This is a genomic window from Geomonas paludis (assembly GCF_014193585.1).
Taxonomy (GTDB): domain Bacteria; phylum Desulfobacterota; class Desulfuromonadia; order Geobacterales; family Geobacteraceae; genus Geomonas; species Geomonas paludis.
In genome coordinates this window covers 920,691-941,854 of the sequence record NZ_BLXY01000002.1, presented here as the reverse complement: position 1 = coordinate 941,854, position 21,164 = coordinate 920,691, and the positions used below count along the sequence as shown (strand labels likewise).

The 21,164-nt window shown below is 64.5% G+C and carries 17 protein-coding genes; all 17 read left to right on the top strand.

Annotation, left to right across the window (positions count from 1 at the left end; all coding sequences use genetic code 11):
* The 17 genes from H7687_RS09685 to H7687_RS09605 all read left to right on the top strand — a co-directional run bounded on the left by H7687_RS09685 (window position 1) and on the right by H7687_RS09605 (window position 21,148).
* Window positions 1-840: an IclR family transcriptional regulator gene (locus H7687_RS09685; RefSeq protein WP_183346840.1), complete on the top strand. Its 840-nt coding sequence runs from the start codon at window positions 1-3 to the stop codon at window positions 838-840.
* Between the two features lie 113 nt (window positions 841-953).
* Entirely contained in the window at window positions 954-1,259 is a 306-nt protein-coding gene (locus H7687_RS09680; RefSeq protein ID WP_183346839.1) for a DUF485 domain-containing protein, read from the top strand.
* Window positions 1,260-1,291: 32 nt separating this feature from the next.
* Window positions 1,292-3,304 (top strand): solute symporter family protein, encoded by a 2,013-nt coding sequence (locus H7687_RS09675; RefSeq protein WP_183346838.1) that lies wholly within the window; start codon window positions 1,292-1,294, stop codon window positions 3,302-3,304.
* 253 nt (window positions 3,305-3,557) lie between these two features.
* Complete coding sequence (locus H7687_RS09670; RefSeq protein WP_183346837.1) at window positions 3,558-4,136, top strand: DUF6125 family protein; 579 nt, start codon at window positions 3,558-3,560, stop codon at window positions 4,134-4,136.
* A 31-nt stretch (window positions 4,137-4,167) separates the two neighbouring features.
* Complete coding sequence (gene icmF, locus H7687_RS09665; protein ID WP_183346836.1) at window positions 4,168-7,416, top strand: fused isobutyryl-CoA mutase/GTPase IcmF; 3,249 nt, start codon at window positions 4,168-4,170, stop codon at window positions 7,414-7,416.
* A 313-nt stretch (window positions 7,417-7,729) separates the two neighbouring features.
* Entirely contained in the window at window positions 7,730-8,263 is a 534-nt protein-coding gene (locus H7687_RS09660; protein ID WP_183346835.1) for a nitroreductase family protein, read from the top strand.
* Window positions 8,257-9,423: a M24 family metallopeptidase gene (locus tag H7687_RS09655; protein ID WP_183346834.1), complete on the top strand. Its 1,167-nt coding sequence runs from the start codon at window positions 8,257-8,259 to the stop codon at window positions 9,421-9,423. Before H7687_RS09660 ends, H7687_RS09655 begins: the two co-directional genes overlap by 7 nt.
* A gap of 253 nt (window positions 9,424-9,676) precedes the next feature.
* Entirely contained in the window at window positions 9,677-10,852 is a 1,176-nt protein-coding gene (locus tag H7687_RS09650) for a thiolase family protein (protein ID WP_183346833.1), read from the top strand.
* Between the two features lie 39 nt (window positions 10,853-10,891).
* A complete protein-coding gene (locus tag H7687_RS09645) occupies window positions 10,892-11,743 on the top strand; it encodes a 3-hydroxybutyryl-CoA dehydrogenase (protein WP_183346832.1) in 852 nt (283 codons plus the stop codon).
* 21 nt (window positions 11,744-11,764) lie between these two features.
* Window positions 11,765-12,547, top strand: coding sequence for an enoyl-CoA hydratase/isomerase family protein (locus H7687_RS09640; protein ID WP_183346831.1), 783 nt, complete (start codon window positions 11,765-11,767; stop codon window positions 12,545-12,547).
* 181 nt (window positions 12,548-12,728) lie between these two features.
* Entirely contained in the window at window positions 12,729-13,868 is a 1,140-nt protein-coding gene (locus H7687_RS09635) for an acyl-CoA dehydrogenase (RefSeq protein ID WP_183346830.1), read from the top strand.
* A gap of 82 nt (window positions 13,869-13,950) precedes the next feature.
* The gene (locus H7687_RS09630; RefSeq protein WP_183346829.1) at window positions 13,951-16,068 is read left to right on the top strand and encodes a heterodisulfide reductase-related iron-sulfur binding cluster; all 2,118 of its coding nucleotides are present in this window, start codon (window positions 13,951-13,953) and stop codon (window positions 16,066-16,068) included.
* 28 nt (window positions 16,069-16,096) lie between these two features.
* Entirely contained in the window at window positions 16,097-16,873 is a 777-nt protein-coding gene (locus H7687_RS09625; RefSeq protein ID WP_183346828.1) for an electron transfer flavoprotein subunit beta/FixA family protein, read from the top strand.
* Window positions 16,874-16,882: 9 nt separating this feature from the next.
* A complete protein-coding gene (locus tag H7687_RS09620) occupies window positions 16,883-17,824 on the top strand; it encodes an electron transfer flavoprotein subunit alpha/FixB family protein (RefSeq protein ID WP_183346827.1) in 942 nt (313 codons plus the stop codon).
* Between the two features lie 275 nt (window positions 17,825-18,099).
* Window positions 18,100-19,257, top strand: a complete 1,158-nt coding sequence (locus H7687_RS09615; protein ID WP_183346826.1) for an acyl-CoA dehydrogenase family protein — start codon at window positions 18,100-18,102, stop codon at window positions 19,255-19,257.
* Window positions 19,258-19,359: 102 nt separating this feature from the next.
* The gene (locus tag H7687_RS09610; protein ID WP_183346825.1) at window positions 19,360-20,325 is read left to right on the top strand and encodes a CoA transferase subunit A; all 966 of its coding nucleotides are present in this window, start codon (window positions 19,360-19,362) and stop codon (window positions 20,323-20,325) included.
* A gap of 1 nt (window position 20,326) precedes the next feature.
* Window positions 20,327-21,148, top strand: a complete 822-nt coding sequence (locus H7687_RS09605; RefSeq protein ID WP_183346824.1) for a CoA-transferase subunit beta — start codon at window positions 20,327-20,329, stop codon at window positions 21,146-21,148.
* The last annotated feature ends 16 nt before the right edge of the window (window positions 21,149-21,164 follow it).

The window sequence follows — 21,164 nt, the reverse complement described above, 5'->3', positions numbered from 1 at the left end:
ATGGAACGTGAGAACGGTGAGCTTTCCACTGACGAGTTGCAGAAGGCGGTTGAACTGCTCGAGATAGTCGCCGCCCGGGGCAAGGGATGTTCCCTGTCGGCGCTGGCGCGCCAGGCGGGCATCACCCCGTACCGGGCGCGGCTCCTGTTGGCGCTTTTGGAGGACAAGGGGCTGGTGCAGTGCGCGATACAGAGCGGCAAGTACGACGAGAGCCGCGCCAGGAAACTCGCCCGCACCCTGTTGCACAACGTCCGCAACAGCAGCGTGCTGGGGCCGGTGGTCCGGTCGGTGCTGTCCGAGCACGACGACGAGCTCGAGGTGACGATCCTGAAGGATGCCCGGCCGGTACTGGAAGCCCTGGCCCGCCGCCACAACGAGGCGGTCTACATGGCGGTTTCCAAGGGGGACGAGGTGCTGCTGCTGGACATGGTGGACCCCCTGCGGCAGGAGCGGGGGGAGCCGCTGGTTGGAAGGCGCTTCCCCTTTTTCGCCAACGCCGCCGGGAAGGTGATGCGGGCCATCGATTCCTGGGACCTCTTGGAGCAGATCGGCCGGAGGTGGCGCGGCGGCCGGGGGGAGCAACCGGACCTTGCCAAGCTGCGCATCGAACTGGAGCAGATCAGGGAGCACGGGGTCGCGGTGGAGTGCAGCGGCATGGGGGACGGCGTCGTGACCGTGGCGGTGGCGGTCCGGGACTACGCCGGCAAGGTGGTGGGGGCCCTGATGCTGATCGGGCCGTCCTTCCGGCTTTTGGGGGACCGGCTGGAGCAGGAGATCATCCCTTCCCTGCGGCTGAGCGCGGAACTCCTCTCCGCCAGGTTCGGCTACGCCCGTCCCTGAAATACCGAGACCTCTTTGGAGCTATTGGCCCCCCGGCGCAGGCCGGGGAATGAACAGGGAAGCGGCGGCGCCGCTTCCAGACGCTGGTAACCCTAACAGAAGGAGTGACGGCCATGTCGGAAAAACAGCAATGGGAAGCAATCGCCAACCACAGCAAGTTCATCGAGCTAAAGCGCAGGAAACGGAACTTCCTCTTCAGCTGGTGGATCATCTCGACCATCTACTACCTCCTGCTCCCGGTCATCTCCGGCTACTTCCCCGAGGCCTTCAGGGTCAAGGTCATCGGCCCCATCAACTTCGGGTACCTCTTCATCCTGTCCCAGTTCGTCATGGCCATCGGCGTGGCGATCTACTACGCCCACGTCGCCAACAAGACCTTCGATCGACTCACCAAGCAGCTGCTGGAAGCCTTGCAATAGACGCGTCCATCAATCAAAGAGGGGGACCAGGTATGAAAAAGAGGATCGCCGCTTTAACCGTAGCACTGTCGCTATCGATGTTCGGCGTGGCCGCCGTCTGCGCCCAGCCGTCCGCCACCGCCGCGGCTCCCCAGGCCGCCGCATCAGCCACTGCCGCAGTTTCTCAGGCCGCCGCACCTGCCGCTGCCGCAGCCACTCAGACGGCGGTTCCCGCCGCGGGCGTTGCCGCCAAGGCCGCCACCGCGCCGGCCAAGGGGGGCGGCGCACCGGCCAAGATCACGCCCAACCGCGGCATCACCATCGGCATGTTCGCCCTGATCATCGCCGTCACCATGGGGGTCGTAGTCTGGGCCGCCAAGAAGACGCAGACCGCCGCGGATTTCTACACCGCCGGCGGCGGTATCACCGGCTTCCAGAACGGCTGGGCCATCGCCGGGGACTACATGTCCGCCGCCTCCTTCCTGGGGATGTCGGGGCTCATCTCGCTCTACGGCATCGACGGCTTCATGTACGCCGTGGGACCGATGTTCTCCTTCATCGCCATCCTGCTGGTGATCGCCGAGCCCTGCCGCAACGCCGGCAAATACACGCTGGGGGACATCCTTTCCTTCAGAAGTTCGCCCAAGGTGGTGCGCGGCGTGGCGGCGCTCTCCACGGTGACGGTCTCCATCTTCTACCTGATCGCCCAGATGGTCGGCGCCGGCAAGCTGATGCAGATGCTCCTGAACATCCCCTACCGCGTCTCCGTTATCGGCGTCGGCGCGCTCATGGTCGCCTACGTCGTCTTCGGCGGCATGAAGGCCACCACCTGGGTGCAGATCATCAAGGCGTCGCTCCTTATGGGGGCCACCACCATCCTGTGCCTGCTGGTCGCCATCAAGGCCGGCTTCAACCCGGTCGGCTTCTTCACCGACGTGGTCAGTAACAGCGCCATCCAGGAGCACGTGCGCATGAACGTGCTGAAGGACGTCATCGCGAAACCCGGGGTCGACTACGGGCAGAGGTTCCTGGAGCCCGGCCTGTTCCTGAAGAATCCCCTGGACCAGATCTCGCTGGGCCTCGCCTGGGCGCTGGGCGCCGCGGGGCTGCCGCACATCCTGATGCGCTTCTTCACCGTTCCCAGCGCCAAAGATGCGCGCAAATCCATCATCGTGGCGCTCTTCCTCAACTCCAGCTTCTTCTTCATGATCAGCGTGATCGGCTTCGGCGCCGCGCTCTACCTCACCCCGCAGGCGATCTCCGCCGTGGACAAGGGGGGCAACATGGCTACCCTGCTCCTGGCCCAGCACATGGGCGGCGGCCCGGGGAGCCTCGGCGGCGACATCTTCCTCGCCTTCATCTGCGCGGTCGCCTTCGCGACCATCCTCGCCGTGGTCTCCGGCCTGGTGCTGGCCGCCTCCGCCGCCATCGCCCACGACGTCTACGTCAACATCATCAAGGACGGCAAGGCGGACCAGCAGCTGCAGGTGAAGGTGGCGCGCATCACCTCTCTCTTCGTGGGCACCTCGGCCATCGTGATGGGGCTCATGGCGGAGAAGGAGAACGTGGTGGCCCTGGTGGCGCTGGCGTTTGCGGTCGCGGCTTCCGGCAACTTCCCGGTGATCATGTTCTCCCTGTTCTGGCGCAAGTTCAACACGGCGGGCATCGTCTCCGGCCTGGTGGTGGGGACCGTCTCCGCCCTGGCCCTGGTCATGGTTTCCCCGGTGATGACCTATCCCAAGAAGGTCGCTGCCGACGCCAAGAAGGTGGTGGAGACCCTGGAGAAGAAGCAGGCGGGTGGTGCGGTGCTGGCCGAGAAGGAACTGCAGGCCCTGGAGAAGTCGCGTGCGGAGTACGTGAAGAACAAGGACGGCAAGTCCATGGTCGGGCTGGACGCCCCGATCTTCCCGCTCAAGAACCCGGGCATCGTCTCGGTGCCGCTGGGCTTCCTGGCCGCCTTCTTCGGTTGTCTGCTCTTCAGGGAGCGTCGCGCCGAGGAGATGTTCGACGAGATCGACGTGCGCCAGAATACCGGCATCGGCATCGCCAAGGCGGCCGACCACTAGCTCTTTACACCAAACCGGCCCCCCCTCCCGACCTCCCCCCTCCGGGGGGAGGGGCCGCTGGCTTTCACCAGCCAGGCGAGTTGTCTTCTGCCTCCGGGGAACGGGCGCGAACGCGTCCCCGCCCCGGAGGGGGAGGGACAGGGAGGGGGAAAGATTCCCGCTGCTCTCCTTCCTATAGAGCCGCATGCCAGCGCCCCTCCGGGAGGGACAGCAGGGGACAGCTTCGATATACAACCGACAAGGAGGTGAACCCGTGACACACGCTAACAACCTGCAGGAAATAGCGGCCGTTGAGCCGCCGGCGGGGGACGAGGGGATCCAACTCCTCTACTCGCTCAGCAAGGAGGAACTGGTCAGGATCATCGTCGACGACGCCAAGAACTGGCTCGCCCACGACGGGGTCTGGTTCCAGTCGCTGGAGCAAAAGTACGGCATGGACGTGGCGGTGGACATCGACACCGACGCGTGGCGCCTGTTCACGGTCATCGAGGCGAAGCGCATCATGGAGCGGCTCTCCATGAAGCCGGGCGGCGGCATCCCCGCCCTGGTGGAGTGCCTCAAACACCGCTTCTACGCCCGCTTGAACCTCCAGGAATGCATCGAGGTGAGCGACACCCGGGCCGTGTTCCGCATGCTCGACTGCCGCGTGCAGTCCGCCCGGAAGCGCAAGGGGCTCGCGGACCACCCCTGCAAGTCGGTGGGCATCGTCGAATACTCGGAGTTCGCCCGGACCATCGACCCGCGCATCACCACCCGCTGCATTGCCTGCCCTCCCGACCCGCACCCCGAAGAGTTCTGGTGCGCCTGGGAGTTCACCTTGAAAACCGATTAGCCGTAAAGACCACCCCGCAAGGAGGAACGACATGCACATAGCCGCTGCGGAGCCTTATCGCTCCAGACTCAAGGTACGATTCGTCACCGCGACCAGTCTCTTCGACGGGCACGACGCCGCCACCAACATCATCCGGCGGATGCTCCAGGCCTCGGGCGCGGAGGTGATCCACCTGGGACACAACCGCTCCGTGGACGCCATCGTCACCGCCGCCATCCAGGAGGACGCCCAGGGTATCGCGGTGAGCTGCTACCAGGGGGGGCATGTCCCGTTCTTCAAGTACATCTGCGACCTGCTCCGCGAGCGCGGCGCCGACCACATCAGGGTCTTCGGAGGGGGCGGCGGCGTGATCGTCCCGGAGGAGGTCCGCGAGATCGAGTCGTACGGCGTGAGCAAGATCTTCTCCCCCGAGGACGGCAGGCGCATGGGGCTGCAGGGGATGATCAACCACATGCTGGAGCTGTGCGACTTCACCCCGCAGCGCGACACCGACCGGGAGATCGAGCGGCTCAAGGAGCGCGACATCCGCGCCGTCAACACGCTGATCACCCTGGCCGAGCAGGCGGTCCACGACCAAAGCGAGGGGTACGGGGCGGTACGGGACCGGATCCGGGCCATGGGGCGCGACGTCCCGGTGGTCGGGGTGACCGGGACCGGCGGGGCCGGGAAAAGCTCGCTCACCGACGAACTGGTGCGCCGCTTCATCAGGGACTTCCCGGAGAAGAGCGTGGCCATCCTGGCGGTGGACCCGTCCCGGCAGCGTACCGGCGGGGCGCTGTTGGGCGACCGGATCAGGATGAACTCCATCAACAGCGACCGCATCTACATGCGTTCCCTGGCCACCCGCGATTCCCGCTCGGAGCTGTCGGCGGCGATACGCGACGCCCTCGACGTGGTGCGCGCCTCCGGCTTCGACCTGGTCATCGTGGAGACCTCGGGGATCGGGCAGGGGGATGCCGGGGTGGTGGAGATCTGCGACGTCTCGCTCTACGTGATGACCTGCGAGTTCGGCGCCCCGACGCAGCTCGAGAAGATCGACATGCTCGATTTCGCCGACCTGGTGGCGCTCAACAAGTTCGAGCGCAAGGGGGCCGAGGACGCGCTGCGCAACGTGCGCAAGCAGTACCGCCGCAACCGCAACCTCTTCGAGATACCGGATGCGGAACTCCCGGTCTACGGCACCATCGCCTCGCAATTCAACGATCCCGGCACCAACGTGCTCTACCGGGCCCTTTTGGACCGGGTCAACGAGAAGAAGGACGTGGGGTGGAACTCCCGCCTGGAGGTCACCGAACGCGAGAGCCTGAAGCAGTACATCATCCCGCCCGACCGGGTGCACTACCTGGGGGAGATCGTGCAGGCCGTGCGCGGCTACCGCAAGGATGTGGAGGAGCAGGCCGGTGTCGCGCGCACCCTGTTCCAGCTTTCCGGGGCCAGGGCCGCGGTCAAGGGTGAGGGGGCCATCGCCGAGCTGGAGCAACTGATGGGAGCCTTTTCCGCGAAGCTGCAGGAGGAGCCGCGGCGCATCATCGACGGCTGGAAGTCGCTCAAGGAGTGCTACCGCCAGGACGCCCAGGTCACCCGCGTGCGCGACAAGGAGATCCGCACCGAGCTCTACACCACGTCCCTTTCCGGGACGAAGATTCCCAAGGTCTGCCTCCCCGACTACCAGGACTGGGGGGAGATCGTCAAGTGGTCCATGAAGGAGAACCTCCCCGGCTTCTTCCCGTTCACCGCTGGCGTCTTCCCCTTCAAGCGCGCCGAGGAGGACCCCAAGCGTCAGTTCGCCGGTGAGGGGACCCCGGAGCGGACCAACCGGCGCTTCCATTATCTCTGCCAGGACGACGGCGCCAAGCGCCTCTCAACGGCCTTCGACAGCGTGACCCTTTACGGCGAGGATCCGGATTACCCGCCCGACATCTACGGCAAGGTGGGCGAGAGCGGGGTCTCCATCTGTACCGTCGAGGACATGGAGAAGCTCTACGCCGGCTTCGACCTCTGCGCCCCTTCGACCAGCGTCTCCATCACCATCAACGGCCCGGCGCCCATCATGCTGGCCTTCTTCTTCAACGCGGCCATCAGGCAGCAGTTGGCCCAGTTCAAGACCGTGCAGGGGCGCGAGCCGTTGGCCGCGGAGTTCGCCGAGCTGAAGGCCCGCACCCTGCAGACCGTGCGCGGTACCGTCCAGGCCGACATCCTCAAGGAGGACCAGGGGCAGAACACCTGCATCTTCTCCACCGAATTCGCACTCAGGATGATGGGGGACATCCAGCAGTACTTCATCGAGCAGCAGGTGCGCAACTACTACTCGGTCTCCATCAGCGGCTACCACATCGCCGAGGCCGGGGCCAACCCCATCTCGCAGCTCGCCTTCACGCTCTCCAACGGCTTCACCTACGTCGAGTACTACCTGTCGCGGGGCATGCACATCGACGACTTCGCGCCGAACCTCTCCTTCTTCTTCAGCAACGGCCTCGACCCCGAGTACACCGTGATCGGCCGCGTGGCCCGGCGCATCTGGGCTGTGGTGATGCGGGAGAAGTACGGCGCCAACGACCGCAGCCAAAAGCTCAAGTACCACATCCAGACCAGCGGCCGGTCGCTGCATGCCCAGGAGATGGATTTCAACGACATCCGCACCACGCTGCAGGCCCTGATGGCCCTCTACGACAACTGCAATTCGCTGCACACCAACGCCTACGACGAGGCGGTCACCACGCCGTCGGAGGAGTCGGTGCGCCGGGCCATGGCCGTGCAGATGATCATCACCAAGGAGCTTGGGCTGGCCAAGAACGAGAATCCCCTCCAGGGTGCCTTCATCATCGACGAGCTGACCGACCTGGTGGAGGAGGCGGTCCTGGCCGAGTTCGAGAGGATCGACCAGCGCGGCGGCGTGCTGGGGGCGATGGAGACCCAGTACCAGCGCAGCAAGATCCAGGACGAGTCCATGCTCTACGAGGCGAGAAAGCACTCCGGCGAGCTCCCCATCATCGGCGTCAACACCTTCCTCAACCCGCGCGCGGGCGAGGAGGGTTACCAGATCCCGGGAGAGTTGGCCCGTGCCACCGTCGAGGAGAAGGAGCAGCAGATCAGGAACCTGCGCGCCTTCCAGGAGCGGCACAAGGACGAGGCGCCGCTTGCCCTGAAGCGGCTCCAGGATACGGCGGTGAGCGGCGGCAACATCTTCGCCGAACTGATGGAGACGGTGCAGTGCGCCTCGCTGGGGCAGATCACCCGGGCCCTCTACGAGGTGGGCGGCGAGTACCGGCGCAACATGTAGCGGAAAGCTCCCGCGCCGGCGCCAGTTTTCAGATCTCCCCCTCCCTTGACGGGCCTGCGCGCCGAAGCGCTTCGTCCCGTAAAGGCGGGAGGGGGCAGGGGGGGGTGACCTTGCCATGACCGCAAATGTGGCACCTGCCCCCACCCCCTAACCCCCTCCCGCGAGGGGAGGGGGGACTTTTTTAGTCGCTGCAACCTTCTAACCGGACGCCCGCTGGTTCCCTCCCCCGGAGGGGGAGGGACAGGGAGGGGGAAGCATCGCTTCCGGAATCAGCAGCAGAAGAGACAACGAGCAAGAACGAGGAGGACAAACCGTGGATGTCTTTCAAGCCATAAACGACAGACGCAGCATCAGGAAGTACCGCGACACCCCGGTGGAGTGGGACAAGGTGAGCCAAGTGCTCGATGCGGGGCGCTTGGCCCCTTCGTGGAAGAACATGCAGTGCTGGCGCTTCCTGGTGCTCTCGGCGGGCGGCAAACGAAGCGCGCTGCTCGACGCTTTCCCCGATGACAACCCCGGCAAGAAGGCGCTCACGCAGGCGCCGGTGACCATCGTCGTCTGCGCCGATCCGGCTCAGTCCGGGGTCGAGAATGGCATCGAGTACTACGTCGCCGACACTGCCATCGCCTTCGAGCACATCTGCCTGGCCGCGCATGGCCTCGGCCTTGGCACCTGCTGGATGGGGCTCTTCGACGAGCGGACCCTGAAGGAGTCGCTCGGCATCCCGGACGGGATACGGGTCGTGGGCGTGACGCCGCTGGGCTACCCGGACCAGGAGCCCAAGGCCCGGCCTCGCAAGGACCTGGCGGAGATCGCCTATCACAACGACTGGGGGAGCGCATGCTGACCAAGACCGAATCGGAGCAAAGGATAGCCCGGCTGCAGGATGGACTGAGGGGACAAGGCATCGACGGCGCCCTGTTCATCTATCCCATCGACATCTACTACTTTTCCGGCACGCGCCAGAACTCCGCGCTGTTCGTGCCCGCGGAAGGGAAGCCGCGCCTGATGGTGCGCAAAAGCTACTTCCGGGCCCAGGCCGAAAGCGTCATCGACGACACGCGCCCCTTTCCCTCCAGTAAGGAGTTCGCTTCCCAGTTCCCGCCCAAGGCAAAGCGGATCGGCTTCACCTTCGACGTGGCGCCGGTGCAGCAGTACCAGTACTACGCGAAGCTACTTCCCGGGGTGGAGTTCGTGGATGTCTCCCCCCTGAACCGGGAACTGCGTAGCGTAAAGTCCGAGCTGGAGCTGGAGCGGATGCGCGAAAGCGGCGCCAGGCTGTGCGGTGTGTTCAAGGAGGTGCCCGGTTTCCTGAAAGAGGGGATGCGCGAGTTGGACCTCGCCGCCGAGTTCGAATACCGTCTGCGCAAAGCGGGAGGAGAAGGGTTCGTGCGCATGCGCGCCTACAACCAGGAGTTGTTCCAGGGGCTGGCGGTCAGCGCCGGCGCCGGCAATCCCGGTTTCTTCGATGGCGCGGTCACCGGCCGTGGGCTCTCCAACGCCTCACCCCATGGCGCCTCGACCGATGCCATCGAGGCCAACGTACCGGTGCTGGTGGACTATACCGGGGTCTTCAACGGCTACATCGTGGACATGACCCGCATGTTCGTGGTGGGTCGGCTCGCGCCCGAGCTGCAGCGGGCCTTCGACACCTCGCTGCGGATCCAGCAGCACCTGACCGAGAACCTGAAGCCGGGCGCGGTGTGCGAGGATCTTTTCGCCCAGGCCGCGGATATCGCGGAAAGCGCCGGACTTGCGCGCAACTTCATGGGGGCGCCTGGCGAGAATGCCAAGTTCGTCGGACACGGGGTGGGGCTCGAACTGGACGAGTTCCCCGTGCTGGCCCAGGGATTCAAGTCCCAACTCCGTGCTGGCCAGACCATCGCCATTGAACCCAAGTTCGTGCTCCCCGGTTTGGGCGTTATAGGTATCGAAAACACGTTTGCTGTGGCGCCGGATGGTGGGGTGAAAATCACGGATCTGCCCGACGATATCGCCTTTGTGTAAACGTGGAAAACAATTTTTGTTTTACGGTGGGGCTCGTCATGTCGAGCCCCTTTTTTGTGGTTAAGTTGATATTTTTTTGTATTTACGCATGTTTGTGGCATGGCGGTTGGTGCTTTTTCCGCACCCTGCTGCGGCGGCTCGGGTGTTAGGGTACAATAAGATCATGAATTTAGAATCTTGTTATACTTTTGCTTGACTTTAACGTAAACGATAGATAAAGTTGTAGTCAACACATCATCACCGGGAGGAAACGATGCAAGACGTCTTCGTAGTGGAATCGCTGAGAACCCCCTTTGGCTCTTTTGGCGGCGCGTTGTCCGACGTTGAAGCGCCCGTGCTGGGGGGGACCGTGATCAAGGCGCTCCTGGAGCGGGCCGATCTCAATCCGGCCCAGGTCGACGAGGTCATCGCCGGCCAGGTTCTCGGCGCCGGGGTCGGGCAGGCTCCCGCCCGCCAGGCCATGCGCTACGCCGGCATCCCCGACGCCGCGCACGCGCTCACCATCAACAAGGTCTGCGGCAGCGGCTTGAAGTCGATCATGCTCGGCGCAGGTTCCATCATGCTGGGTGATTCCGAGGTGGTTATCGCGGGAGGGATGGAGAACATGTCGCTCGCCCCCTTCGTACTGAAGAAGGCGCGCTACGGCTACCGCATGGGGCACGGCGAGCTCACCGACCTGATGATCTACGACGGCCTGCAGGACCCGTACTCCGGTCGGCACATGGGCGACATCGCCGAAGAGGCTGCCGCGCGGCACGCCCTTTCCCGCGAGGCCCAGGACCAGTTCACCATCCGCTCCTACACCCGGGCCCAGGAAGCGGTCCGCGGCGGTATCTTCAAGGACGAGATCGTGCCGGTGCTGAAAAAGGGGCGCGGCGGCGAGGTGACCGTGGCCGAGGACGAGGAGCCTTTCAAGGTGGACTTCGCCAAGCTCCCCGCCCTGAAGCCGGTCTTCAGGAAAGACGGCACCATCACCGCCGCCAACGCCTCCACCATCAACGACGGTGCGGCCTTCTCGCTGCTGGCCGGCGCCGACGCGGTGAAGCGCCTCAACCTGAAGCCCAAGGCGCGCATCGTCGCCCATGCCACCTGCAGCCTCCATCCCGAGCGCTACACCGAGGCGCCGGTCGGGGCCATCGAGGTCGCCTGCGCCAAGGCGGGCCTGAAGACCAAAGACATCGACCTTTTCGAGGTGAACGAAGCCTTCGCCCTTGTCGCCATGATCGCCATCAAGGATCTGAACCTGGACCCGGAGAAGGTGAACGTGAACGGCGGCGCCTGCGCCATCGGCCATCCCATCGGCGCCAGCGGCGGCAGGCTGGCGGCGACGGTGGTGCGCGAACTGCACCGGCGCAACGCCCGCTACGGGCTCGCCACCCTTTGCATCGGCGGAGGCGAGGCAGTCGCGGTAGTATTCGAGAGGGTTTGACCCGCACTTCAAGAATCCAAGTTTTGATAGGAGGATGACATGTTCAAGGTAGTAGGCGTCATAGGGGCCGGCCAGATGGGGAGTGGTATCGCCCATGTCTTTGCCCAGCATGCGTACCAGGTTCTGCTCTACGACATTTCCCAGGCTCAACTGGACAAGGCACTCAAGTCCATCGAACAGAACCTGGAGCGCCAGGCGAGGAAAGGGGTCATCTTCACCACCAGCATCGAAGGGATCATGGCCCGCATCACTGCCACCAAGGAGCTCAAGGACTTTGCCCAGTGCGACCTGGTGGTGGAGGCGGCGACCGAAAACGAGAACCTCAAGTTCGAGCTCTTCAAGAAGCTGGACGAGATCGTGGCGGAAGAGGCCATCCTCGCCTCCAACACCTCCTCCATCTCCATCACCCGCATCGCGGCCTGCACCAGGCGGCCGGACAAGGTGATCGGCATGCACTTCATGAACCCGGTGCCGATCATGCAGCTGGTCGAAGTGATCCGCGGCCTGGGCACCAGCGAGGAGACCTTCCAGGCCATCGGCGCCCTGGTCGCGCGCCTGGGCAAGGAGATGGCGGTCGCCAACGACTACCCCGGCTTCATCGTCAACCGGGTGCTGATTCCGATGATCAACGAGGCGATCTTCGCCCTCTACGAGGGGATCGCCACCGCCGAGGATATCGACAAGGGGATGAAGCTGGGCACCAACCAGCCCATGGGGCCGCTGGTCCTGGCCGACTTCATCGGCCTCGATACCGTGCTCGCCATCTGTAACGTCCTGCACGACGGTTTCAAGGATCCCAAGTACCGCCCCTGTCCGCTCCTGGTGAACATGGTCAACGCCGGGTATCTCGGCAAGAAGTCGGGCAAGGGATTCTACGACTATCAGGGCTAGGGCCCGGGGGGAGCGATCATCATGGAAAACCAGAACATCCTTTGCGAGATCGCCGAAGGTGTGGCGACCGTCACCGTGAACCGCCCGGGGAGCCTGAACGCGCTGAACAGCCAGGTGCTCGGCGAACTGGAGTGCACCCTCTACAAGCTGGAGCAGGATGCCGGCGTGAGTGTCGTCATCCTCACCGGGGCAGGAGAAAAGGCCTTCGTCGCCGGCGCCGACATAAAAGAGATGGCCGAGATGAACTCCTTCGAGGGGCACCGTTTCGCCCTCCAGGGGCAGCGGGTCATGCTCTTCATGGAGAAGATGACCAAGCCGGTCATCGCCGCGGTCAACGGCTACGCCCTGGGAGGCGGCCTGGAACTGGCGCTCGCCTGCGACGTCATCTACGCCTCCGACAACGCCAAGCTCGGCTTCCCCGAGGTAACCCTGGGCATCATCCCCGGATTCGGCGGCACCCAGAACCTCGCCCGTCTTATCGGCCCCAACCGGGCCAAGGAGCTCATCTATAGCGGCAGGATGATCAACGCGCAGAAGGCCCTCGCCTGGGGTGTGGTCAACGAGGTGGTCGCGCAGGCGGAGCTTGCGGCGAAGGCCCTGGACCTGGCGCGGGAGATAGCCAAAAACGGCAGCCTCGGCGTCGGCTACGCCAAGAACGCCATCGTCAACGGTCTCAACATGACCAAGGAGGACGGCTTCCGCTACGAGAGCTCCCTCTTCGGGGTTCTCTTCGCCACCGCGGACCAAAAAGAAGGGATGAGCGCCTTCGTGGAGAAGCGCAAGGCGCAGTTCCAGGGCAAATAGGTGGGCGCGTCAGGTCCCCTCTCCCTCTGGGAGAGGGTGGCCGAAGGCCGGGTGAGGGCGCTGCTGATTGCCCGAGCAATCGCTGGTGGTGCTCCCCTCACCCCTGCCCCTCTCCCAGAGGGAGAGGGGGAAGACTAGAAAGGAATCGTTCCCTGACCGGGTAACCAAATAGGAGGATGCAATGGATTTCGAATTGAGCCAGGACCACAAGGTATTGAGGGATTCGGTGCGCGAGTTCGTGGAGAAGGAGATCAAGCCGATCGCGATGAAGATCGACGAGGAGCACATGATCCCGGACTCGCTGGTCAACAAGATGGCGGAGATGGGTTTCCTGGGCAGCTACTTCCCCGAGGAGTACGACGGCGCCGGGCTCGACATGCTCTCCTACGCCATCGTGGTCGAGGAGGTCTCCAAGGCCTGCGGCTCCAGCGGCGTGCTCATCTCGGCGCACACCTCGCTCGCCTGCGGCCCGATCTACACCTTCGGCACCGAGGCCCAGAAGAAGAAGTGGCTCCCGGCGCTGAACACCGGCAAGGTGATCGGCTGCTTCCTCCTCACCGAACCTGATGCCGGCAGCGATGCCGGGGCCATCTCCACCACCTACCGCCGCGAAGGGGACGAGTTCGTCATCAACGGCTCCAAGATCTTCATCACCAACGGCGGCTACCGCGGCACCGGCGTCCTCTTCGCAACCTCGGACAAGAGCCTGAAGCACAGGGGCGTCTCCGCCTTCATCATCGACCTCAACTCCCCGGGAGTGGAGATCCTCAAGAACGAGAACAAGCTCGGCATCCGCGGCAGCTACACCACCGCCTTCGCCCTGGACGGCGTGCGCATCCCGGCCGAGAACCTCTTGGGGCAGGAAGGGCAGGGCTTCAAGATCGCCATGGACACCCTGAACGGCGGGCGCATCGGCATCGCCTCGCAGGCGCTCGGCATCGCCGAAGGGGCCTTCGAGCGGGCGCTGGCCTACTCCAAGGAGCGCAAGCAGTTCGACCATCCCATCTGCGAGCTGCAGGCGGTCCAGTTCAAGCTCGCCGACATGTACACCCGCATCGAGACCAGCAAGCTGATGACCTACAAGGCCGCCTGCCTCAAGGACGCCAAGAAGAACTACACGGCCGAGTCGGCGATGTGCAAGATGCTCGCTTCCGAGGCGGCCACCTACGTCACCAAGGAGGCGATCCAGATCCACGGCGGCTACGGCTTCATCTGCGACTACGAGGTCGAGCGCATGTTCCGCGACGCCAAGATCACCGAGATCTACGAAGGGACCAACGAGGTGCAGCGCGTGGTCATCTCGAAGATGCTGCTCGCGTAACTCCTCCCCCAGGAGGGGGGAGGCTGGGTGGGTGGAAGCCGGGCAGGGGCAATCGGCATCGGTCAACACGCAGGAGTGATTTATGGAAGCTACCAGGGAAATCTATTGGAACGTAGGGCACGGCGTGGTGCTCCCGATGTACCTCGTCACGCTGATGGCCTTCGCCGCCTGTGCCTACGGGTGCTGGAAGCGGGTCGAGGTGTACCGGCAGGGGAAAGCGATAAACCGCCTGGACAACCTGCGCGAGCGGATCACGCTGATGGCCGGCAACCTGTTCGGCCAGACCAGGGTGCTGCGCGTCGCCGGCCCCGGCATCCCGCACGCACTGTTCTTCTGGGGCTTCGTGGTCCTCTTCATCGGGACGCTTTTCGTAATGGCCCAGGCCGATTTCTCGCAGCCGCTCTTCGGCATCAAGATTCTCACCGGCAGCTTCTACAAGGGATACTCGCTGGTGCTGGACCTGGCCGGGCTGGCCGCGCTCTTTACCCTCTTCGGCCTCGCCCTGCGGCGCTTCGTGGCGCGGCCGGAGGGGCTCAAGATCACCCGCGACGATTACCTGATGCACGGCCTGTTATCCGCCATCATCGTCACCGGCTTCTTCGCGGAAGGGGTGCGCATGGCCGCCACGGAACTGCGTCAGAACCCGGACCTGGCTCGCTTCTCGCCGGTAGGGCTCTTCGTCGCCGGGCAGTTCGCCGCCCTCGACCTGCAGTCCCTCAAGGAGTTGCACCGGCTCTGGTGGTGGTGCCATTTCCTGCTGGTCACCGGCTTCATCGCCGCCATCCCCTGGACCAAGTTCCGTCACCTCATGACCACCCCCGCCAACTACCTCTTCGTCGATCTCAGGCCCAAGGGGAGCATCGACACCATCGACCTGGAGGCCGAAGGGGTGGAGCATTTCGGGGTGGACAAGGTGGCCGACCTCACCTGGAAGGACATCTTCGACGCCGACGCCTGCACCAGCTGCAAGCGCTGCCAGGACCGCTGTCCCGCCTTCAACACGGAGAAACCGCTCTCCCCGATGCAGGTGGTGCAGCAGATAGGTGAGACCGCGTGCACGGCGCCGCAGGCGGACCTCATCGAGACGGTGGGGCGGGACGCGCTCTGGTCCTGCACCACCTGCCGCTCCTGCCAGGAAATCTGTCCGGCACAGGTGGAGCACGTCAACAAGGTCATTGAGATGAGGCGCAACCTGGTGCTCATGCAGGGTGAGTTCCCCGGCGAGGAGGTCATGGTCGCGGCCAACAACGTGGAGGTCAACGGCAACCCCTTCGGCATGGCCTACGCCGAGCGCGGCAAGTGGGCCGACGGCCTCCCGGTACGGCACCTCTCCGACGGGGAGGAGGCGGACATCCTTTACTTCGTCGGCTGCTACGCCTCCTTCGACAAGAGAAACCAGGAGGTGGCCAAGAGCTTCGTGAAGATCTGCGATGCGGCCGGTGTCAGCGTCGGCATCCTGGGCAAGGAGGAACGCTGCTGCGGCGAGCCGCTGCGCAAGCTGGGCAACGAGTACCTGTACCAGATGACCGCGCAGGAGAACATCGAACTGATCAAGGGGTATGGCGTGAAGAAGATCGTCACCACCTGCCCCCACTGCCTCAACACGCTCGGGCGCGATTACCGCGACCTCGGGCTCGACGTGGAGGTGGAGCACTACACCGTCTTTATCAACCGCCTGATCGGGGAAGGGACCCTTGCACTCGCACCGCACCAGTTCGACTACACCTACCACGACTCCTGCTACCTGGGTCGCTACCAGGGGATCATGGAGCAGCCGCGCAACGTGCTGCACGTCGCCGGTGGCAGGATCAACGAGATGCAGCGCTCCGGGCTGGAGAGCTTCTGCTGCGGCGCCGGCGGCGGCCGGATCCTGGCCGAGGAAAAGCTTGGGAGCCGGATCAACGTGCAGCGGGTGAAAATGGCCGAGGCCACCGGCGCCCCGCTCATCGTATCCAACTGCCCCTTCTGCCTGACCATGTTCGAGGACGGCATCAAGACCGGTGATTGCGAAGGGAAACTGGCGGTGCGGGACCTGGCCGAGGTGGTGGCGGAACGGCTGGCGACGCCGCTCGAAATAGGCAAGACGGGACCGGAACTGACCATGGCCGCCGTCACCGCCCTGGCCGAGGTGGCCGGCAGAATCGAGCCGGCGGCGCCGGAACAGGAGCGGCTCGCGGCGGCGGAAGGTGTGTCGGCATGACGCCGCAAAGAATCCAGAGGAGGAAGTTATGAAGATACTGGTATGCATCAAACAGGTGCCGGACATGGAGTCCCGCTTCAGGCCCAACGGCGACAAGACCTGGTACGACGAGAGCGATCTCGCCTTCCGCATGAACGAATACGACGAGTACGCGGTGGAACAGGCGGTCCAGCTCAAGGAACAACTGGGCGGGGAGCCCGAGATCACGGTCCTCTCCATCGGCCCCGAGCGGACGGTTGAGGCGATCAAGAAGGCCCTTGCCATGGGTGGGGACCGCGCCGTCCACATCCGCGACGACCGCTACTATCAGAAAGATCCCTGGCAGATCGCCTCCATGATTGCGAGCTACGCCAAGGGGGAGGGGTTCGACCTCATCTTCACCGGGATGCAGTCCCAGGACCGCGGCTCGGCGCAGGTCGGCGTCATCGTGGCGGAACTCCTCGGCATCGCCTGCGCCACCACCCTGGTCGGCTTCAGCTATGACGGCGGCACCATCACCGCCAAGAGGGAACTGGAAGGCGGGATCAAGGGGGTGGCCAAGCTGAAGCTCCCGGCGCTGGTCACCTGCCAGCTGGGGCTCAACACCCCGCGCTACCCGACGCTTCCCAACATCATGAAGGCGAAGAAGAAAGAGATCGCATCCCTGACGCCGGCCGAGCTCTCCGGTGAGGCTGAACTGACCGCCACCGCGGCGATCTACCCCCCCGCCAAGAAAGGGGGCGGCCTCGTGCTGGAAGGGGAGATCGGCATCCAGGTGGACCGTCTGATGGGGATCCTGAAAGAAAAGACTGCGGTGCTCAGATAGGAGGAGACCATGAAAGCGTTACTGATAGGCGAATACCGGCAGGGGAAGCTCCTCGACACCACCTACGAACTCAAGGCCTTCGCCGACCGTCTCGGCGCTGACAGCGTCATGCTGCTGGTGGGAAGCGATGCCGACCTCCCCAAATACGAGGGCAGGCTCTACCTGGCCGATGCCGGCAAGTACGGCGAGTACAACCCGGACCTGCACAAGCAGCTGGTGCTGCAGGCGGTCGAGAAGGAGAACCCGGACTGCATCGTCTTCGTCCATTCCTCCTACGGCTGGGACCTCGCCCCGCGCGTCGCGGTCGCCCTGAAGGCCGGCCAAGTCTCGGAGATCGTGGCGCTCAACGATGGGGCCTACGAGGTGAATGCCTGCAACGCCAAGCTGCGCCGGACCGTGACGCCTAAAGGGGGACTGGCTCCGTCAGGTGCCTGTCCCCTTGCGGTCCTCACCATCCAGGCCGGTGCCTTCAGCCCGTCCGGCGAACCCCAGGGTGCGCCGCAACTGGAACGACTGGAACTCTCCGGCACCGCCTCCGCCATCGAGTTCGTGGGATACGAAGCCGCCGAGCAGAAGGGGGTCGATCTGAGCAAGGCGGAGATCATCGTGAGCGCAGGCCGCGGTGTGGGCAAGAAGGACAACGTCCCCGTCATCGCGGCGCTGGCCAGCGCCCTGGGGGGCGAACTCGGCGCGAGCCGCCCGGTGGTCGACGCCGGCTGGGTCGATCACAGCCACCAGGTCGGGACCACCGGCCAGACGGTGAGCCCCAAGCTCTACGTCGCCTGCGGCATCAGCGGCGCCATCCAGCACCTGGCGGGTATGAAGAAGGCCGACTTCATCGTGGCCATCAACAAGGACAAGGACGCACCCATAGGCGAGATCGCCGACGTCCTGGTGGTGGCCGACGTGATGCAGTTCGTCCCCGCCTTCACCGCCAAGTGCGCGCGATAAGGCTGTAACCGATCCTGATGAGTCGCGGACTTTCCGCTAGTCCTGTCCCGAGTCCCCTCACGAGTCCCCTCTCCCTCCGGGAGAGGGTGCCCGAAGGGCGGGTGAGGGCTTTGCCGGCTGCAGGTAATTGCTCTTGGCAACACCCTCACCCTAGCCCTCTCCCAGAGGGAGAGGGTATAAGCTTCCCGCCCCCGGAGGGGGAGGGGTAGGGAGGGGGGCAGTTCGCTCAGCAGGAAAATGCGAAACGTAACCGATTGACTAAGAGGGAGACACCGATGTTTCTCGAACTGACTGAAGAACAGAAGCTGATCCAGGAAACTGCCCGCAACTTTGCCCGTTCCGTGCTGGAACCCCTTGCGCCCAAGCTGGACCGGGAAGGGGACCATCCCGCCTTTCTGGCCAACCTGAAAAAGCTGGCGGAACTGGGCTTCATGGGGCTCAATGTCCAGGGGGAATATGGCGGGTCCGAGGCCGGCGTGGTCGCTTTCAGCGTCGCCATGACCGAGATCGCCCGCGCCTGCGCCTCCACCGCGGTCACCGTCTCGGTGAACAACATGGTCTGCGAGGTGATCCAGGCCATCGGGTCGCAGGAGCAGAAGGAGAAGTACATCCCGCGCATCTGCTCCGGCGCCTACGCCGCCGGGAGCTTCGCCCTCACCGAGACCGGCGCGGGTTCCGATCCCGCCGGCATGACCACCACCGCGGTCCTCGACGGTGACAGCTGGGTGCTGAACGGCTCCAAGATCTTCATCACCAGCGCGCCCTACGCCGGCGTCTTCGTGGTCTGGGCGGTCACCGACAAGGAGGCGCCCAAAGGGAAGGGGATCAGCTGCTTCCTCGTGGAGCAGGGGACGCCGGGCCTCGTCATCGGCAAGCAGGAGGAAAAGACCGGCCAGCATGCCTCCGCCACCAACGAACTGGTCTTCGACAACTGCCGCATCCCCAAGGACGCGCTGATGGGGAAGCTGAACGACGGTTTCCGGATCGCCGTCGCCGAGTTGGGCGGCGGGAGGATCGGCATCGGCTCCCTGGCGCTCGGTATCGGCTTGGCCGCCATGGACTACGCCACTAGGTACAGCACGGAAAGGGTGCAGTTCGGGCAGAAGATCAGCAGCTTCCAGGCCACCCAGTGGAAGATCGCCGACAGCTATACCGAACTGGAGGCGGCGCGCCTGCTGCTCATGAACGCCGCCTTCCGCAAGGAGAGCGGTCGTCCCTTCGCCAAGGAGGCGTCCATGGCCAAGCTCTTCGCCACCGAGGCCGCCAACCGTGCCTGCTACAACGCCGTCCAGATGCTGGGCGGCTACGGCTACACCGCGGACTTCCCCGTCGAGCGCTATGCCCGCGACGTCAGGATCACCTCCATCTACGAGGGAACCAGCGAAATCCAGCGCGTCATCATCGCCCGGGAAATCCTGAAGAACATCGGGTAACCAAAAGCACAGGGAGACTGAGATTAAGATTAAGAAGAGTCTTTGCCTTAAGCCTTAACTCAATCTCACTCTTAATCTTAATCTGTCTTAGTGGAGGGACGCATGAGTAGCGGCAAGCGGATCACGTTGCAGCAGGCGGCCGAGATCGTGAAGAACGGCTCCAGCCTGACCTTTTCCGGCTTCACCATCTGGCGGCGCCCCTTCGCGCTGGTCTACGAACTGATCAGGCAACGGAGGAAGGGGCTCCACCTCATCGAGGTGAACGGCGGCCCGCAGACCGAGTTCCTGGTGGGCGCCGGATGCGTCGACATCTGGGAGTCGTGCTGGGTCGGCCACGAACTCTACGGCAAGTACGGCGCCAACCTCTCCAGGAAGGTCGGCAACAAGGAGATCCTGGTCGAGGATTACAGCCACGCCGAGATGCTGTTCCGCTTCAGCGCGGCCGCTTCCGGCGCCCCCTACGCCGTGACCCAGACCTCGCTGGGCACCGATATCCACAACCCCGCCTACGACACGCTCGGCAACGCCGGGCTCCGCGACGGCAGGCGCATCCCCCTTCACAAGTACCGCTTCACCGAGGACCCCTTCTTCGGCGCCGGCGCCCAGGTCATGGTCCCCGCCGCCAAGGTCGACGTTGCCATCCTCTGCGTGCAGCAGGTGGGGGAGGAGGGGACGGTGCGGGTCAACGGCCAGTTCTACTCCGATCCCGAGGTGGCCAGGGCGGCCGACGTCACCATCGTCATGGCGGAGGAGATCGTCCCTGAAGAGTACCTTCGGCGCGACAGCGACCTGAATACCATCACCAGCTTCGAGGTCGATCACATCCTCGAGGTCCCCTTCGGCGCCCACCCCACCGGCATGTTCGGCCGCTACGATGTGGACGGCGCCTTCCTCAAGGACTTCTACGGCAGGACCAGGACCCAGGAAGGGTTCGACGACTTCGCCAAGGAATGGATTCACGGCCTGGACCACCTGGGCTACCTCGAGAAACTCGGATGGCCGAAGATGCTCAACCTGAAGGCGAACACCGCCCTCAAGTACAGCACCGGCGTGAAAAGGGGGCAGTGACATGAACAAAGAGTTCGCGAAACCGGAAGAATACGGGCTGGCCGACCTCCTCTGCTGCGCCGCCTCCCGCGAAGTGCAGGACAACGAGATCGTCTTCGCCGGCACGGGGCTCCCCATGGTGGCCATCATGCTGGCGCAAAAGACCCACGCGCCCAACCTCAAGCTGATCTTCGAGGCCGGGACGCTGGACGGCCGCCCCCCCGAGATCCCCACCTCGGTCGGCGATGCCCGCTGCGAGATGGGCGCCTCGCGCTCCTCCGGCCTGCATGACGCCTTCAGCATCGCGCAGCGCGGCTACGTCGACCTGGGCTTTTTGGGCGGCGCCGAGGTGGACCAGTACGGCAACGTCAACACCACCTGCATCGGCGATTACCTGAGCCCCGAACTGCGCCTCACCGGCAGCGGCGGCAACCCCGACATCAACTCCTTCGCGAAACGCACCGTTTTCATCATGGTGCACGAGAAGCGCCGCTTCACCGAGCAGGTCAGCTACATCACCAGCCCCGGCTGGCGGGTGCGCAACTGGCCCGGCGGCGAGACGGTGCACCGGCGCGAACTCTACGGCGCGGCCTACCGCGGCGGCCCCTCGGCGGTCATCTCCACGCTCGGCGTCTTCCGCTTCGACGAAGAAAGCGGGCGCATCTACCTCGACACCTGCCACGCGGGCAACACCCCGGAGCAGATCCGGGACATGTGCCAGTTCGACCTCGACATCAGCCGGGTCAGCGGCGAAACCCTTCCCCCCACCAGGGAGGAGCTGCACTACATCCACGAAGTGCTCGACCCGGAGCAGATTTTCATCCCGAAGGTAAAGCCGGTGTAACAACACCATTCTCCTT

What these genes read in the sequence shown, in the direction of transcription:
- H7687_RS09685 (WP_183346840.1), top strand. Translation starts at nt 1, where the DNA reads ATGGAACGTGAGAACGGTGAGCTTTCCACTGACGAGTTGCAGAAGGCG.
- H7687_RS09680 (WP_183346839.1), top strand. Translation starts at nt 954, where the DNA reads ATGTCGGAAAAACAGCAATGGGAAGCAATCGCCAACCACAGCAAGTTC.
- H7687_RS09675 (WP_183346838.1), top strand. Translation starts at nt 1,292, where the DNA reads ATGAAAAAGAGGATCGCCGCTTTAACCGTAGCACTGTCGCTATCGATG.
- icmF (WP_183346836.1), top strand. Translation starts at nt 4,168, where the DNA reads ATGCACATAGCCGCTGCGGAGCCTTATCGCTCCAGACTCAAGGTACGA.
- H7687_RS09655 (WP_183346834.1), top strand. Translation starts at nt 8,257, where the DNA reads ATGCTGACCAAGACCGAATCGGAGCAAAGGATAGCCCGGCTGCAGGAT.
- H7687_RS09650 (WP_183346833.1), top strand. Translation starts at nt 9,677, where the DNA reads ATGCAAGACGTCTTCGTAGTGGAATCGCTGAGAACCCCCTTTGGCTCT.
- H7687_RS09645 (WP_183346832.1), top strand. Translation starts at nt 10,892, where the DNA reads ATGTTCAAGGTAGTAGGCGTCATAGGGGCCGGCCAGATGGGGAGTGGT.
- H7687_RS09640 (WP_183346831.1), top strand. Translation starts at nt 11,765, where the DNA reads ATGGAAAACCAGAACATCCTTTGCGAGATCGCCGAAGGTGTGGCGACC.
- H7687_RS09635 (WP_183346830.1), top strand. Translation starts at nt 12,729, where the DNA reads ATGGATTTCGAATTGAGCCAGGACCACAAGGTATTGAGGGATTCGGTG.
- H7687_RS09630 (WP_183346829.1), top strand. Translation starts at nt 13,951, where the DNA reads ATGGAAGCTACCAGGGAAATCTATTGGAACGTAGGGCACGGCGTGGTG.
- H7687_RS09625 (WP_183346828.1), top strand. Translation starts at nt 16,097, where the DNA reads ATGAAGATACTGGTATGCATCAAACAGGTGCCGGACATGGAGTCCCGC.
- H7687_RS09620 (WP_183346827.1), top strand. Translation starts at nt 16,883, where the DNA reads ATGAAAGCGTTACTGATAGGCGAATACCGGCAGGGGAAGCTCCTCGAC.
- H7687_RS09615 (WP_183346826.1), top strand. Translation starts at nt 18,100, where the DNA reads ATGTTTCTCGAACTGACTGAAGAACAGAAGCTGATCCAGGAAACTGCC.
- H7687_RS09610 (WP_183346825.1), top strand. Translation starts at nt 19,360, where the DNA reads ATGAGTAGCGGCAAGCGGATCACGTTGCAGCAGGCGGCCGAGATCGTG.
- H7687_RS09605 (WP_183346824.1), top strand. Translation starts at nt 20,327, where the DNA reads ATGAACAAAGAGTTCGCGAAACCGGAAGAATACGGGCTGGCCGACCTC.